Here is a 14,911-nt window from a genome sequence, read left to right as displayed (position 1 = left end):
CGGAAACCGGCGCGGGCCGCTGGGCCCGCCCGGCGATCACACCAATCAGTCGTTGGCGTAAATATCCACGTCCTTGGTTTCCTTGATGAACAAGGTGCCGATCACCAGCGTCATGCCGGCGACGATGATGGGGTACCAGAGGCCGTTGTACATATTGCCGGTCTGCGCCACGATGGCAAAAGCGGTCGTGGGCAGCAGGCCGCCGAACCAGCCGTTGCCGATGTGGTACGGCAGGCTCATGGAGGTGTAGCGGATGCGGGTCGGGAACAGCTCCACCAGCATGGCTGCGATCGGGCCGTACACCATGGTCACCAGGAGCACCAGGTAGAACAGGATGGCCGTGACCGTGATCTTGTCGATCTTGGCGGGGTCAGCCTTGCTGGGGTAGCCGGCGGCCTTCAGGTCGTCAGCCACGAGTTTCTTGAACTCGGCGTCCTTCTTCTTGGCGTCGTCCGCGCTCAGGCCCTTGGCCGTGTAGCTGGGGATGGCGTTCTCGCCGATCTTGATGCTGGCCACGGTGCCGGCGGGTGCGGCGACGTTGTCATAGCTCACCGAAGCGCCGGCCAGAACCTGCTTGGCGATGTCGCAGGAGCTGGTGAACTTGACGGTGCCGGTCGGGTTGAACTGGAACGAGCACTCGTTCGGGTCGGCGGTCACGATCACCTTGTTCTTGGCTTGCGCGGCGGCGAGGTCGGGGTTGGCGGCCTTGGTCAGCGCGGTGAACACAGGGAAGTAGGTGACCACGGCCAGCAGGCAGCCGGCCATGATGATGGGCTTGCGGCCGATCTTGTCGGACAGCGTGCCGAAGATCACGAAGAAAGGCGTGCCCAGGATCAGCGAGTAGGCCACCAGGATGTTGGCCGTGGGGCCGTCGACCTTGAGCGCCTGCGTCAGGAAGAACAGTGCATAGAACTGGCCCGAATACCAGACCACGGCCTGGCCGGCGGTCAGGCCGATCAGCGCCAGGATCACGATCTTCAGGTTGCGCCACTGGCCGAAGGACTCGGACAGGGGGGCCTTGGAGGTCTTGCCCTCAGCCTTCATCTTCTGGAAGGCGGGGGATTCGTTCATCGACAAACGGATGTAGACCGACACGGCCAACAGCAGGATGGAAACGATGAACGGAATGCGCCAGCCCCAGTCGGCGAAAGCGGTTTCGCCCATGGCGGTGCGCACACCCAGGATCACCAGCAGGCTCAGGAACAGGCCCAGCGTGGCGGTGGTCTGGATCCAGGAGGTGTAGGCGCCGCGCTTGCCCTGGGGCGAGTGCTCGGCCACATAGACGGCGGCACCGCCGTACTCACCACCCAGCGCCAGGCCTTGCAGCATGCGCAGCGCGATCAGGATCACCGGCGCGGCGACGCCGATGGACGCATAGTTGGGCAACAGGCCCACGATGAATGTCGACAGGCCCATGATCACGATGGTGACCAGGAAGGTGTACTTGCGGCCGATCATGTCGCCGAGGCGGCCGAACACCAGCGCGCCGAAGGGGCGCACGATGAAGCCGGCGGCAAACGCGAGCAGCGCGAAGATGAAGGCCGAGCCCGCATCCAGTCCGCTGAAGAACTGCTTGGCGATGATGGCGGCCAATGAACCGTAGAGGTAGAAGTCGTACCACTCGAATACCGTGCCGAGCGAAGAGGCGAAGATCACCTTCTTCTGCTCGGCGGTCATGGGTCTGTTGTCGACGGCTGTTGCCATGATGTGTGTCTCCAGATAGTGAAGGCCTCCGGTATGGAAGCTGCACTGATTATTTTTGGAGTCCCTGACCTAGCTCTGACGTGAAAATAACAGGAGCTTGCGTGAAACTTATGCGTGGCTGACAACTCAAGGGGAAACCCTTGAGAAACTTTTCAGCATACGAAGCTTCTTCGGGAAAACGCGTAGAACCTTTTTACGCCACCGGTAAAACTCGCTTACACGGCTGCACGCCCGCTTACGCGCCTGCGCAGCGCGCATGCATGCGTTACGGCGCTACGCCTTGCGCGAAATGCCTACGGCGATGTCGCTCACGCCGTTCCAGCCATCACCCTCAAACCAGGCATTGCCCTGCAGGTATTCGCGCAGCATGGGCAGCGCGTCGAAGCCCCAGAAAATTTTTCCGTCGACTTCCATCGCGGGCACGCCGAACACATTCAGCGCAATCGCTTCGTCGGTGTTCTTCTTGAGCTGCGCCTTCGCTTCGTCGTCGTTCAGCGTGTGCTGCGGCGCAAGCTGCGCCGCGAGCGCGGCAAGCCGCTGCGCATCCGCGGCCTCGCCACCACCTTGCCACACGTGGCGAAACAGGGTTTCGCACACATAGCGGTTGGGGCTGGCCGGGTCCTCGGCCGTGCCGCAGGCGCTGGCCAGCCGCAGCAATGGCAAGGGGTTGAAGGGATGGCTTGCCGGCATCTGCATGGCGATGCCCTTGCTGTGCGCATGCCACTGCACTTGCCGGTAGGTCCAGTCGCGCTTGGGCGCGATCTCGGCCGGCCCCAGCTGGCCGTGGTGCTTGAGCATCGCGGCAAACAGCACCGGCCGGTAGCTGACGCTGTAGCTCAGGCCCTTGAGCGCTTCGGGCAGGTGCTCGAAGGCCAGGTAGGCATAGGGAGAGATGAAGTCGAAATAGAAGGTGATGTGTTTCATGCTGTCCCGCCCTCCAATGTCTGGTTTACACCCGCGCGGCCGCCATGCGCTCGCCCACGGCGCGCCAGATTTCGCGCTGCGCCTCGGGGCCGGAACGGGCCCAGGCTGAAATTTCTTCCAAGGTGCGGAAGCAGCCCTGGCACAAGCCCGTGTCGGCGTTGATGCGGCACACGGAAATGCAGGGCGAAGGCACGGCATCGCCTGCGACCTCCACCGCGCGGCCGCGCGCGGTCACCTGCGCGACGGCCTGTTCGCGCGCGATGCTTTCCTCGTCCAGGTCCACCGCCACGTCAACCACGGGCGCGCCGGTCAGCAGCTCCAGCTCCTGCGGCATCAGCTTGAACACCGCATGCGGATGGCCGGCCGCGGCCCAGACTTCGTCGAAGCGCATCAGGCTCAGGTCCACCAGCACCACCGCCTGGGTGATATGCCCGACGGGAGACACACCGCCTATGGAGAAACCTGTTTTGCTTTTCACGAACTCCGCATCGGCACGGCCCACACGTTTGCCGTCGCTGCAGACCAGGGCCTCGACCTTGCGCTCGTCCACCCGCCTGTCGCCCGACGTCACCACCAGCACGGCGGCATCGTCCGACTTGCGGCGAAAGATGATGCTCTTGGCAATCTGCCCCAGGCGCACGCCCAGCGCATCGGCCGCCTGCTGCGCGGTGCGGGCGGCGTCGTCCAGCATCACGGGCATATGCGGATGGCCGCATTCGCGCAGCACCGCTGCCACTCTTTGAACGCCCTCAGGCAAGGCTTTTAATTCGGCACCACACATTTCAATTCGCTCGCTTGTTCAGAAGCGCCGTTGCGGCGCGGGAATTTGGTTTGCGGCCCAGAAAGTCGCTGATGAATTTTCCGGCATCGATGAGCTTGTCCAGGTCAATCCCGGTTTCAATGCCCATGCCGTGCAGCATGTACACCACGTCTTCAGTGGCGACATTGCCGGTTGCACCCTTGGCAAAGGGGCAACCGCCCAGGCCGGCCGAGGAGGTGTCGAACTGCCAGATGCCCATCTGTAGCGAGGCCAGGGTGTTGCCCAGGGCCTGCCCGTAAGTGTCGTGGAAATGGCCCGACACATCGTTGATGTCGAAATGCCTGAGCGTCGCATCCAGCGCGCGCTGCACCTTGAGCGGCGTGCCCACGCCTATCGTGTCGGCCACGCCCACGTGCTGCACGCCTATGCCCTTCATCAGGCCGGCCAGCATGTCCACGCGTTCGGGCGCGATCTCGCCCTCGTAAGGGCAGCCCACGGTGCAGGACATGGCGCCGCGCACATAAATGCCCTTTTCACGCGCGGCCTCGACCACGGGGCGAAAGCGCTCAATGCTTTCAGCGATCGAGCAGTTGATGTTCTTCTGGCTGAAGGCCTCGCTGGCCGCGCCGAAGACCACAATCTCATCAGGCCACAACTCGCGCGGTGGTGCGATGGCCGCTTCAAAGCCCTTCATGTTCGGCGTCAGCACCGAGTAGCGCACACCGGGTTTGCGCTGGATGCCCGCCATCACCTCGGCGTTGTCGGCCATCTGCGGCACCCATTTGGGCGAGACGTAGCTGGTGACCTCAATCTCGGTCAGGCCCGCATCCTGCAGCCGGTGCACGAGTTCGATCTTCACCGCGGCCGGTACCTGGGCTTTCTCATTCTGCAAGCCGTCGCGCGGGCCGACATCGACAAGTTTGACTTTGGAAGGTAGTTTCATGGGGCTCTTTCAGACACGGTGGTCGCGCGCCCGCGACCTGTATTCATCAAGCAGGGGMCGCGGAACCGGCTTTGCCGGGCCGCAGGCGCAGCGGCCCCCTCGGGGGGCAGGGAGCTACGCGAAGCGAGCGACCGTGGGGGCCACATCTTCAGTATCCCTTTTTTGGGTCAACCACGCCGGCCAGGGTGCTTATGGGCGCACCGGCTGCGAGGCTGCGTATCTTGCCCGCGATCTGGGCAATGCTTTCCTCGCGCAGCGTACGCGCCGAGGTGTGCGGCGTGATCGTGACCTTGGGATGTTTCCAGAAGGCATGCTCCGCCGGCAGCGGTTCGGTACGGAACACGTCAAGCGTCGCGCCGGCCAGCTGGCCGCTGGCTATCAGCGCCAGCAGGTCCTCTTCCACCAGGTGGGCGCCGCGCGCCACATTGATGACGTAGCCGCCGGGCCGCAGGCGCGACAGGGTGTCGCGGTTCATGATGCCCGTGGTGTCCGGCGTCAGCGGCAGCAAACAAACCAGGATGCGGCTAGCCGCCAGGAAATCCTGGAAACCCTGGCTGCCCACCTCGCCTGAAAAGCAGCGCACACCCTCCACCACCTTGGGCGAGCGGCTCCAGCCATTGACCGGAAAATCAAACTGCGCCAGCGCGCGGCTCACGCGCTCGCCCAGCACACCCAGGCCCATCACGCCAATCGGGTAGTCGCTGCGCAAACGCGGTTTGCGGTAAGACCACTTGCCTTCAGCGATGTCGGCCTCATAGCCGTCCAGCTCGCGGAAATGGCGTATCACCGCATGGCAGACAAACTCGGCCATCTGCGCCGACATGCCGGCATCGTCCAGCCGCACCACCGGTACACCGGCCGGCAGCTTCAGCTTCATGAGCGCGTCAACGCCCGCGCCTATGTTGAAGATGCCCTTGAGCGCTGGCTGCTCGTCAAAGAACTGCTGGGGTGGTGCCCAGACCACCGCGTAATCGGCCGGCCCGGCGCCGGCGGACCACAGCGTCACCTCGGCATCCGGAAAAGCGGCCTTGAGGCCGTCAACCCAGGGCTGGGGTTTGGTGTCGGAGCAGCAAAAACTGATGCGCATGAAAAATCCCGTTTGAAGTCAAAGCAAAAAATCAAACGGCTATTTTCAACAATTCCGCGCCCTCGCTGACCTGGTCGCCCGGCGCGTACAGCAATTCCTGCACCGTGCCGTCGGCCGGCGCGGCAATCGTGTGCTCCATCTTCATGGCTTCCATCACCGCCAGCGGCTGGCCCTTGCTCACTTTGTCGCCGGCCTTCACCGCAAACGACACCACCTTGCCCGGCATGGGCGCGGTCAGGCGCCCGCCCTCGGCCTGGGCTTCGCCCGCATGGGCCAGCAGGTCTATCGACAGGATTTGTGTCGCGCCTTTGGCGGTGAACACATGGTCGAGTTCGCCTTGTGCGTAGACGGCCGCCGTCATGCGCTGGCCCGCGAACTGAATCTCCATGCCCTGCGCGCTTTCGGCAAACACCAGCGGCCCCGCCACTTCGTCCAATGCCAGGTGCAAGGCCCCGTCATGCCCATACGTCAAAGCGGCCTTGGCCGGCTCGCCATGGAACTCAAATTCAAAGCGCCGCTGCACCACCCCGTGCGAACGCCAGCCGTCGCGACGGCTGAAGGGGTCGGCGCCCGCCAGGGCCCGCTCGTCCAGCAGCTGTTTGGCCACCGCCGCGGCAGCCGCCATGGCCAGGCCCACGGGCTCCTGCTTGAAAAGCACGACTTCTTCGCGCTGAATCAGCGCGGTGTCCAGGTTGGCCTTGGCAAACGAAGGGCTGCGCACCACATAACGCAAAAACTGCACATTGGTGCTCAGCCCCACGATGCGGGTCTGCGCCAGCGCATCGTCCAGCCGGGCCAGCGCCTCTTCACGCGTGGCACCGTGCACGATGAGCTTGGCCACCATGGAGTCGTAATAGGGCGAGATCGCATCGCCTTCGCGCACACCGTCGTCCACGCGCACCGCGACACCGGTGTCGCTCATATTCGCTCTTTCAAACGCCGTGTGCACCGGCTTTTTGTAGACATGCAGGGTGCCGGTGGCCGGCAGGAAGTTGTTGTCCGGCGTTTCGGCGCAGATGCGCGCCTCTATCGCATGGCCGGTGATGCGAAGCTGGTCCTGCGCCAGCGGCAGCTTCTCGCCCGAAGCCACACGCAGTTGCCATTCCACCAGGTCCAGGCCGGTAATCGCTTCGGTCACCGGGTGTTCGACCTGCAGGCGCGTGTTCATCTCCATAAAGAAGAAGTTCATGCTGCCGTCTGTGCGCTGCTCGACGATAAATTCCACAGTGCCCGCGCCCACATAATTCACCGCGCGCGCGGCCGCCACGGCCGCCTCGCCCATCTGCTTGCGCATGGCTTCCGTCATACCGGGGGCCGGCGCCTCTTCCAGCACCTTCTGGTGGCGGCGCTGCACCGAGCAATCGCGCTCGAACAGGTAAACGTAATTGCCGTGCGTATCGCCAAACACCTGGATCTCGATGTGGCGCGGGCGCTGCGCGTATTTTTCCACCAGCACCGCGTCATCGCCAAAGCTGTTGATGGCCTCGCGCTTGCAGGAGGCCAGCGCGGCTTCAAAGTCTTCACTTTTCTCCACCGCGCGCATGCCCTTGCCGCCGCCGCCCGCGCTGGCCTTGATCAGCACCGGGTAGCCAATGCGGTCGGCCTCGCGCTTGAGCAGCGCCGGGTCCTGGTCGCTGCCGTGGTAGCCAGGCACCAGCGGCACGCCGGCTTTTTCCATGAGCTGTTTGGACTCGGCCTTCAGGCCCATGGCCTTGATGGCCGATGCCGGCGGACCGATAAACACCAGGCCGGCGCTGGCGCAGGCCTGGGCGAACTCCTCGTTCTCGCTCAGAAAGCCATAGCCCGGATGGATCGCCTCGGCGCCCGTGGCCTTGGCCGCTTCGATGATGCGCTCCCAGCGCAAATAGCTGTCCTTGGGCGCGCTGCCGCCTATGTGCACGGCCTCGTCGCAAAAGCCCACATGCTTGGCGCCCGCATCGGCGTCGGAATACACGGCGACGGACTGGATGGCCATGCGCCTGGCGGTAGCGGCAACGCGGCAGGCTATCTCACCTCTATTCGCAATCAATATCTTTTTAAACATGGTCATTCTTCTTCGAAAAAGGGGACGTCAAAGTAAAAGCGGCCGCAGTGCCCGGATCCGGCCTGCCGCTAAAAATGCGCGCCACACGGATAAACAGCTGGCGCAAGAATCGCCAGCACACCCGTATCAGCCAGACACTGAGCGCCAGCACCAGGGCCAGCAGCACCACAAAAATCAAGGGATGCACAATCGCCAGCCACAGGCCCAGCGGCACCAGGCCGTCTTCGAGCAAAGAGGCGCCAATATTGCTGAAGGGCTCGGGCGAGGTGTTGATGGCCGCGCGCGTGGTGGCTTTGGCGGCAAAGCTGGTGGCGGCCAAGGTGCCGCCCAGCAGGGCCGCTACCAGCGCGCCCAGGCCGTTGTCGCCGCCAAACACCGCGGCAGCCAGCGCCGCGCCCGCCGGGATGCGGATCACGCCATGCACCACATCCCACAAGGAATCCAGGCCCGGGATTTTGTCGGCAAAAAATTCCACAAACACCATAAAGCCGCTGATGCCCAGCACCACAGGGTGGGCCAGCAACTGCAGGCCGGACGGCAGCTGCACCCAGCCCATAAAACCCGCCAGACCGGTCAGCAGCACCACCAGGTAGAGGCGCACGCCGCTGGCCCAGCCCAGCGCGCCGGCCAGGGCAATCAGTTGTGCGGTGTCCAGGGTGGTCATGACGTCACGCCGGTTTGGAAGGCAGCCATGAGGGCTTGCGTTTCTGGAGGAAGGACTGCACGCCTTCACGCCCCTCAGGGCTCACACGCACGTCGGCAATGCCTTGCACCGTCATCTGCGTGAGCTCGGGTGTGATGGCCTGCCCGGCCACGTCCTGCACCAGTTGTTTGCACAGCTTCACGGCCTCGGGGCCGGCGCTGACCAGGGCTTTCACGATCTCGGCCACCTTGGCGTCCAGCGCCTCAGCCGCCACCACTTCATGGACGAAGCCCATGCGCAGCGCCTCGGCCGCATCAAAGCGCTCAGCCGTCAAAAAGTAGCGGTGCGCCGCACGCGCGCCCATGGCGCGAATCACGTACGGGCTGATGGTGGCCGGGATCAGGCCCAGCTTGACCTCGCTGAGGCAGTAGCCGGCCGTGTCGGCGGACACCGCGATGTCGCAAGCCGCCACCAGGCCCATGCCCCCTGCGTACACATCACCCTGTATGCGGGCAATGACAGGCTTGGGGCATTCATACACGGCCTGGAGCATGGTCGCCAGGCGGCCCGCGTCCTCCAGGTTTTGTTCATAGCTGTAGTCGGCCATGCTGCGCATCCAGTTCAGGTCCGCACCGGCGCAGAATGCCTGGCCGTTGGCCGCCAACACCACACATCGCACGTCGTCGTGCATGCCCAGCTCGACAAAGGCCTGGGTCATCTCGGCAATCACCTCCTGGTTAAAGGCGTTGCGCACCTCGGGGCGGTTCAGGGTGACGGTGGCGACCAGCGCCTCGACATGGATGGTCAGATGGTTCATGGTTTTTTCCAGACAACAGCGTCATCTACGGCGTAGAGAACACAGGTTTCATTGTTGTTCTTCGCGCAGAGCTCCAGCGCGCGCGCCATGGGGTCGTCTCCACCCCAGACATAGTGTTGCTTGCCTGCCTTGGGTGCAATCGCGAAGGCTCGGGGCAGCCTCTTTTTCAGGAAGGTGCGGTAAGAATTTTCCGAACCGGCATTCGCCGCCTTCAACGCCGCGATGTCCGCCACGTCGGCATAGCCGGTCGCCGCGGGGGCGCCATCAACGCGGCCATACTGCGGCAGCACCACGTCCAGGGGAAGCCCCACTTCCTTCATTTTCAGCAGCACTTTGTCCAGCCAGATATCCAGGCCATCAACACTGCCGAACATGGCATGCGCATCCACCCCGAATGGGCCGTAGGCCACCATCTCCCCGCTACCCCCCGCGTCCACAAAGGCCTTGAAGGCGGGCGTGATGACAGGCGGCGGGAAATAGCTGTCGTTCTCGCCGTAAAACCAGATGGAAGGTGTCTTGCTTTTTTTGCCATAGCTCTGGAAAGCGTCGAGCAACGCCAGCTCCCATTGGCAACCCGTGATGTATTTGAGACCACCCGCAAAATTGACAAACAGCTTGAAGCCCGGATCGGGCGCCTGCGAATAGGCCATGGTCGTCAAGCCGCCATGGGATTGGCCCATCATCATCATGCGGGTCGTGTCCGCCCAGGGCTGGGCGCCCAGCCACCGGACAATCGCGACCACATCGTCGGCCTGCGCCTGCCCGTTTCCTTCGATGTTGCAGCCGTCGCCCACGGCCGCCCCGCCCGAGCCCGCAAAACCCTGGCGCATGGGCGCCACGACGGCATAACCCCTCTTGAGGAATTCGCGCACGGCGGGGATAGGACGGTTCCGGCCCTGCAGATGATTGTTGCCGGTGGCCTTGCCATGGTTCAGCAGCACCACGGGGAAAGGCCCCTGGCCTTTAGGCTGAAACACGGTGACCTGCAGGCTGACGGGGATGAACTTGTCGTTCTTGACGAATTCAACGCGCTCGCCCAGCGACGCATTGACAGGATCGGACTCCTGAGCAGCCGCAGAGAAGCAGCACGCGGACAGCAGCAGCGCAGATGCGGCCCTTGCCCACAGCCGGCAAGGAAATTGGAGTTGCGTGGAGTTCATGATGTCTCTTTTTCTTTTGATAGCGTTTCGATAAGCGTCAATACCGGCTCGTGGATGACCCTGGCTTACATCCGGAACACGCCAAACTTGGTCTCAGGAATCGGCTGGTTCAGCGTGGCCGAAAGGCCCAGCGCCAGCACACGCCGTGTGTCCGCCGGGTCGATCACACCGTCGTCCCACAGCCGCGCGCTCGAGTAATAAGGATGCGACTGGTGGCCGAACTGGTCCAGCACCGGCTGCTTGAAGGCGGCCTCTTCCTCGGCGCTCCAGGTGCCGCCCTTGGCCTCAATCGCGTCGCGCTTGACCGTGGCCAGCACGCCGGCCGCCTGCTCGCCGCCCATCACGCAGATGCGTGCATTCGGCCACATCCACAAAAAGCGCGGCGAATAGGCCCGGCCGCACATGCCGTAGTTGCCGGCGCCGTAGCTGCCGCCGATGATGATGGTGAACTTGGGCACCTGGGCCGTGGCCACCGCCATCACCATCTTGGCGCCGTGGCGCGCGATGCCTTCGGCCTCGTATTTTTTGCCGACCATAAAACCCGTGATGTTCTGCAGAAACACCAGCGGGATCTTGCGCTGGCAGCACAGCTCGATGAAATGCGCGCCCTTTTGCGCCGACTCGCTGAACAAAATGCCGTTGTTGGCGATGATGCCCACCGGCATGCCCTCGACATGTGCAAAACCGCAGACCAGCGTGGTGCCGTAGCGCGCCTTGAACTCAGCAAACTCGCTGCCGTCGACGATGCGCGCAATGATCTCGCGCACGTCATACGGCTTGCGTGTGTCGGTCGGGATCACGCCATAGAGTTCTTCCGGGCTGTACAGCGGCGGCGCGGGCGTGCGAAGCACCTGCTGGGGCTGCTTTTGCCGATTCAGGTTGGCGACGGCGCGGCGCGCCAGGGCCAGCGCATGCGGGTCGTTCTGTGCCAGGTGGTCGGCCACGCCCGAAAGGCGCGTGTGCACGTCGCCGCCGCCCAGGTCTTCGGCCGAGACGATTTCGCCAATGGCCGCCTTCACCAGCGGCGGGCCGCCCAGAAAGATGGTGCCCTGATTCTTGACGATGATGGTCTCGTCGCTCATGGCCGGTACATAGGCGCCGCCGGCCGTGCAGCTGCCCATGACCACCGCGATCTGCGCGATGCCCGCAGCGCTCATGTTCGCCTGGTTAAAAAAGATGCGGCCGAAATGGTCGCGGTCGGGGAAGACCTCGTCCTGGTTGGGCAGGTTGGCACCGCCCGAATCGACCAGGTAAACGCAAGGCAGGTTGTTCTGCTGTGCGATCTCCTGCGCGCGAAGATGCTTTTTGACGGTCATCGGGTAATAGGTGCCGCCCTTCACCGTCGCGTCATTGCACACCACCATGCAGTCCACGCCGCTGATGCGGCCAATGCCGGCGATCACACCCGCACAGGGCGCGCTGTCGGTGCCGTCGCGGTCGGGGTACATCGCATAGGCGGCCAGCGGCGAGAGTTCGAGGAAAGGCGTGCCTGGGTCCAGCAGCATCTGCACCCTGTCGCGCGGCAGAAGTTTGCCCCGCGCCGTGTGCCGCGCACGCGCGGTGTCGCCGCCGCCGTGGGCAGCCTTGGCGACTTTGGCGCCGAGGTCGTCGACCAGCGCGCGCATGGCGGCGGCATTGGCCTGGAAGTCGGCGGAACGGGCGTTGAGCTGGGTCTCAAGAGCGGACATGGATTTTTTTCCTGATAAGGGGCGCCGGAAGACATGGCAGGGCGTACCAGCCCTACCTTAGCGCCAAACAGCCAGCTTAGCGAAAACCCGCCCCCGGCAGGCCGCCAACAAGGTTGCAAATCCTGCCAACGGCACCGAGAATCACCCAATGCCCTCCCGCAGCCCCGCCACTCCACCCGTCGCCGCCACCCCCATGGCCTTTGCCAGAAGCATTGCAGCCGCCTACAAGCGCTACGGCCAGAGCCCGGAGCACGCCCTCAAACTGGCACAGATCACGCCAAACCAGCTCAAACAGCCGACTGGCCACATCACCGCCCGCCAGATGGAGCTGCTCTCAGGCGCCGCGATGCAGGAACTGGGCGACGAAGGCCTGGGCGCCTTCAGCCGCAAACTGCCCTGGGGCAGCTACGGCATGCTGGCCCGCGCCTCCATCAGCTCGCCCAACCTGGGCGTGGCACTCAAACGCTGGTGCCGCCACCATGCACTGATTGCCGACGACATCACCCTGCGCCTCACCACCAGCGGCGACACGGCCGCGATCACGGTTGAAGAAAAAGTGCCCGGCCAGGTTGGCGAATTCGGTTTGGTCCACGTGCTGCGCAATATCCACGGCCTGGCCTGCTGGTATGTGGATTCGCGCATTCCCTTGCAGGGCGCACGCTTCCCGTTTGAGGCGCCGGCCCATGCGGACGCTTACGCTCTGATGTTCCCCGGCCCGGGCCTGCAGTTCAAGGCCGCGCAGGCCGAGATCCGCTTTGATGCGCGTTACCTGGCCTTGCCGCTGCGGCGTGATGAAAAAGCCTTGCAGCAGATGCTGCAACGGGCCTTGCCTTTGACGGTATTGCAGTACCGGCGCGACAGGCTGCTGGTGGAGCAAGTGCGGCAGGCGCTGGCCAACCCGGCGCTCACGTCACATACCGCGGAAACGCTGGCGGCAGCCTTGAACATGTCGCCGCGCTCCCTGCACCGCCAACTGAAGGAGGAAGGCGCCTCACTGCAGGCACTCAAAGACGAGGTGCGCTTTCAGCACGCCGGGGAACTGCTTCACCGCACCAGCCAGCCGGTGAAAAAAGTGGCCGCGGCTGCAGGCTTTGGCAACGAGAAAAGCTTTACCCGGGCATTTCGTGCGTGGTCGGGCGTCAGCCCCGGAGAGTTTCGCAAAAACCTGCAGGGCTGACGGGCCTTGATGCGCCTGGCCTTACACCGGATGCCTCCCTCAGCCAAGGCTGCTGAAAAAACCAATGGGCTGCAGTTCCTGCGTGACGGGCAATTCGTCACAGCGCGCCTTGATCTCCGCCGTGAAGGCCTTGAAGGACGTCAGCCCGGGCAGCGGGCTTTCCACTACGCCGTCGCCGTACATCGCCACATGCACAAAGCTCACCCCGTCGGCCAGCTTATGTGTCTGGTAGCTCAGGCCGGCAGGCTTCACGGCCTGCAGTTCGGCGTACACGGCGCGAACGAGGCGCTCATTTTCTGCGGCCATTTCGGGCTTGACGCGGTAACGAACGATGACTGCTCTCATACTTTTGCTCCTGTGGGTTGAATGAAATGGGATGCCTTGCCGCGCAGCCGAAGGGCTACCGCGGCACCGGCAAAAGAAAGAAGGGCGCAGGCCATCAGCGCCTGGGCAAAGCCGCCACTGAACTGTTGCGCGCTGCCATAGCCGCCCGCATGCGCAAACACCGTGGCTGCAACGGCCACACCCAGCACGCCGCCGAGCTGCCGCAAGGTCTGGAACAAGCCCGAGGCCTTGCCGATATCGCCGGGCTCCACCTCTGCCAGCACCGCGCTTTGCACCGCCGGCATGGCCATGGAAACACCCATGCCCGTCACCACCATGGGCAGCACCCACAGCGCGTAGGCACTTTGCGGGCCGGCCAGCAGCGCCACCCACGCCACGCCAATGCCCTGCAGGGCCAGGCCGGCCACCACCAGCTTGCGCGCGCCAACGCGCGCCACCAGGGCCCCGGCCACCGGCCCGACAAAAAACAGTGTGGCCGTCCACGGCAGCATGCTCAGGCCCGCGCCCAGCGGCGTGCGGCCCTGCACCACCTGAAAAAACTGCGCCATGAAAAACAGCGTGCCCATCAAGGACGCCGTCATCAAAAACCCCGCCGCGTTACCCGCCGCAAACACCGGCGAGCGAAAAAGCCTGGGCGGCACCATGGCGTCCCACGCCTCACGGCGCTGCAAAGCCACAAAGGCCGCGCCCAACACGGCCCCCATGCCCAGCGCGCCCAGCACAGGCACGCTGAGCCAGCCGCCGTGCGCGCCGCGCATCAGCCCCCACACCAGCCCCAGCAAGGACAACACCATCAGCACCGCGCCCCGCCAGTCCAGCTGGCCCGGCGTACCCTTGCTTTCGGGCACCTTGCGCCACACCAGCGCGGCCACCAGCAGCGCAAACGGCACGTTGATCCAGAAAACCCATTGCCACGCCAGGCCGTGCACCACCGCACCGCCTGCCACCGGCCCGGCCAGCACCGCCAGGCCGGTGATGCCGCTGAACAGCCCCAGCGCCTTGCCCCGCTGCGCCGGCGCAAACTTAGCCGCCAGCAAGGCCATGGCCAGCGGCAGCAACATGGCCGCGCCCAGGCCCTGGAGCGCCCGCCCCGCAATCAGCCAGCCCATGCCCGGCGCCAGCGCACAGGCCGCCGACGAGGCGGCAAACACCAGCAGCCCGCAGACGTAAACCCGCTTGCGGCCAAAGCGGTCGCCCAGCGCGGCAGCGGTCATCAGAAGCACGGCAAAGCTCAGCCCGTAGGCATTGACCGTCCACTCCAGCGCCTCGACCGAGGCGGACAGCTCATGCCTGAGGGTGTCCAGCGCCGTGGTCACCACCAGCGCATCCAGCGCCGCCATAAACGACCCCGCCGCCGCCAGGCCCAGGATCCAGCGCTGCTGCGCAGTAAAACCTGCTTGATTCATTTGTGTCACTTCATCGCTCCTTGTTGGGAGGCGGCGCACCCCATCCAGTGCCATATCCAGATGGATGCCCGCCTCTATGCCAAAGACGGCGGCGCCCGGCGAATCGATGCAAAAATATTTTTGCGTGGCCGCGCATCGTTCGGGCCCTCCCCAACGTCTCATAAAAGGAAACCCTCTGGTTTGCGACGGCCTTTCATCGGCAAAGCCACCCAA

The 14,911-nt window shown here is 64.3% G+C and carries 13 protein-coding genes; 1 reads left to right on the top strand and 12 read right to left on the bottom strand.

Going from position 1 to position 14,911, the window contains the following annotated elements:
* Positions 1 to 45 precede the first annotated feature (45 nt).
* The 10 genes from AC1DXS_RS17870 to AC1DXS_RS17825 all read right to left on the bottom strand — a co-directional run bounded on the left by AC1DXS_RS17870 (position 46) and on the right by AC1DXS_RS17825 (position 11,770).
* Complete coding sequence (locus tag AC1DXS_RS17870) at positions 46 to 1,704, bottom strand: MFS transporter (RefSeq protein WP_477738819.1); 1,659 nt, start codon at positions 1,702 to 1,704, stop codon at positions 46 to 48.
* Between the two features lie 273 nt (positions 1,705 to 1,977).
* A complete protein-coding gene (locus AC1DXS_RS17865; RefSeq protein ID WP_477738818.1) occupies positions 1,978 to 2,628 on the bottom strand; it encodes a 2-hydroxychromene-2-carboxylate isomerase in 651 nt (216 codons plus the stop codon).
* A 25-nt stretch (positions 2,629 to 2,653) separates the two neighbouring features.
* Positions 2,654 to 3,355, bottom strand: coding sequence for a YbaK/EbsC family protein (locus tag AC1DXS_RS17860; protein ID WP_477738817.1), 702 nt, complete (start codon positions 3,353 to 3,355; stop codon positions 2,654 to 2,656).
* A gap of 55 nt (positions 3,356 to 3,410) precedes the next feature.
* Positions 3,411 to 4,331: a hydroxymethylglutaryl-CoA lyase gene (locus AC1DXS_RS17855; RefSeq protein ID WP_477738816.1), complete on the bottom strand. Its 921-nt coding sequence runs from the start codon at positions 4,329 to 4,331 to the stop codon at positions 3,411 to 3,413.
* Positions 4,332 to 4,479: 148 nt separating this feature from the next.
* On the bottom strand, positions 4,480 to 5,418 hold the full coding sequence (locus AC1DXS_RS17850) for a 2-hydroxyacid dehydrogenase (RefSeq protein ID WP_477738815.1): 939 nt from the start codon (positions 5,416 to 5,418) through the stop codon (positions 4,480 to 4,482).
* Positions 5,419 to 5,449: 31 nt separating this feature from the next.
* On the bottom strand, positions 5,450 to 7,462 hold the full coding sequence (locus tag AC1DXS_RS17845) for an ATP-binding protein (protein ID WP_477738814.1): 2,013 nt from the start codon (positions 7,460 to 7,462) through the stop codon (positions 5,450 to 5,452).
* Positions 7,455 to 8,126: a DUF4126 domain-containing protein gene (locus AC1DXS_RS17840; RefSeq protein ID WP_477738813.1), complete on the bottom strand. Its 672-nt coding sequence runs from the start codon at positions 8,124 to 8,126 to the stop codon at positions 7,455 to 7,457. The genes AC1DXS_RS17845 and AC1DXS_RS17840 overlap by 8 nt, the downstream gene beginning before the upstream one ends.
* 4 nt (positions 8,127 to 8,130) lie before the next feature.
* Entirely contained in the window at positions 8,131 to 8,922 is a 792-nt protein-coding gene (locus AC1DXS_RS17835) for an enoyl-CoA hydratase/isomerase family protein (protein ID WP_477738812.1), read from the bottom strand.
* A complete protein-coding gene (locus AC1DXS_RS17830; RefSeq protein ID WP_477738811.1) occupies positions 8,919 to 10,082 on the bottom strand; it encodes a dienelactone hydrolase family protein in 1,164 nt (387 codons plus the stop codon). The genes AC1DXS_RS17835 and AC1DXS_RS17830 overlap by 4 nt, the downstream gene beginning before the upstream one ends.
* 65 nt (positions 10,083 to 10,147) lie before the next feature.
* Positions 10,148 to 11,770 carry a carboxyl transferase domain-containing protein gene (locus AC1DXS_RS17825; RefSeq protein WP_477738810.1) on the bottom strand — a complete coding sequence of 541 codons (1,623 nt, stop codon included), beginning with the start codon at positions 11,768 to 11,770 and terminating at the stop codon, positions 10,148 to 10,150.
* A gap of 148 nt (positions 11,771 to 11,918) precedes the next feature.
* Here AC1DXS_RS17825 and AC1DXS_RS17820 point away from each other — a divergent pair, with 148 nt between their 5' ends.
* Positions 11,919 to 12,947, top strand: coding sequence for an AraC family transcriptional regulator (locus AC1DXS_RS17820; protein ID WP_477738809.1), 1,029 nt, complete (start codon positions 11,919 to 11,921; stop codon positions 12,945 to 12,947).
* A gap of 39 nt (positions 12,948 to 12,986) precedes the next feature.
* On the opposite strand, the gene AC1DXS_RS17815 is transcribed toward AC1DXS_RS17820, so the two are convergent.
* A complete protein-coding gene (locus AC1DXS_RS17815; protein ID WP_477738808.1) occupies positions 12,987 to 13,292 on the bottom strand; it encodes a hypothetical protein in 306 nt (101 codons plus the stop codon).
* Positions 13,289 to 14,698 carry an MFS transporter gene (locus AC1DXS_RS17810; protein ID WP_477738807.1) on the bottom strand — a complete coding sequence of 470 codons (1,410 nt, stop codon included), beginning with the start codon at positions 14,696 to 14,698 and terminating at the stop codon, positions 13,289 to 13,291. The genes AC1DXS_RS17815 and AC1DXS_RS17810 overlap by 4 nt, the downstream gene beginning before the upstream one ends.
* Positions 14,699 to 14,911: the final 213 nt, after the last annotated feature.

The sequence above is a fragment of the Polaromonas sp. P3_B1 genome (genome assembly GCF_056402935.1).
Note: the sequence above shows the minus strand (reverse complement) of the source record. Positions and strands in the feature narration are given on the sequence as shown.

What these genes read in the sequence shown, in the direction of transcription:
- AC1DXS_RS17815 (WP_477738808.1), bottom strand. Translation starts at nt 13,292, where the DNA reads ATGAGAGCAGTCATCGTTCGTTACCGCGTCAAGCCCGAAATGGCCGCA.
- AC1DXS_RS17865 (WP_477738818.1), bottom strand. Translation starts at nt 2,628, where the DNA reads ATGAAACACATCACCTTCTATTTCGACTTCATCTCTCCCTATGCCTAC.
- AC1DXS_RS17845 (WP_477738814.1), bottom strand. Translation starts at nt 7,462, where the DNA reads ATGTTTAAAAAGATATTGATTGCGAATAGAGGTGAGATAGCCTGCCGC.
- AC1DXS_RS17830 (WP_477738811.1), bottom strand. Translation starts at nt 10,082, where the DNA reads ATGAACTCCACGCAACTCCAATTTCCTTGCCGGCTGTGGGCAAGGGCC.
- AC1DXS_RS17820 (WP_477738809.1), top strand. Translation starts at nt 11,919, where the DNA reads ATGCCCTCCCGCAGCCCCGCCACTCCACCCGTCGCCGCCACCCCCATG.
- AC1DXS_RS17840 (WP_477738813.1), bottom strand. Translation starts at nt 8,126, where the DNA reads ATGACCACCCTGGACACCGCACAACTGATTGCCCTGGCCGGCGCGCTG.
- AC1DXS_RS17855 (WP_477738816.1), bottom strand. Translation starts at nt 4,331, where the DNA reads ATGAAACTACCTTCCAAAGTCAAACTTGTCGATGTCGGCCCGCGCGAC.
- AC1DXS_RS17810 (WP_477738807.1), bottom strand. Translation starts at nt 14,698, where the DNA reads ATGAATCAAGCAGGTTTTACTGCGCAGCAGCGCTGGATCCTGGGCCTG.
- AC1DXS_RS17850 (WP_477738815.1), bottom strand. Translation starts at nt 5,418, where the DNA reads ATGCGCATCAGTTTTTGCTGCTCCGACACCAAACCCCAGCCCTGGGTT.
- AC1DXS_RS17870 (WP_477738819.1), bottom strand. Translation starts at nt 1,704, where the DNA reads ATGGCAACAGCCGTCGACAACAGACCCATGACCGCCGAGCAGAAGAAG.
- AC1DXS_RS17825 (WP_477738810.1), bottom strand. Translation starts at nt 11,770, where the DNA reads ATGTCCGCTCTTGAGACCCAGCTCAACGCCCGTTCCGCCGACTTCCAG.
- AC1DXS_RS17835 (WP_477738812.1), bottom strand. Translation starts at nt 8,922, where the DNA reads ATGAACCATCTGACCATCCATGTCGAGGCGCTGGTCGCCACCGTCACC.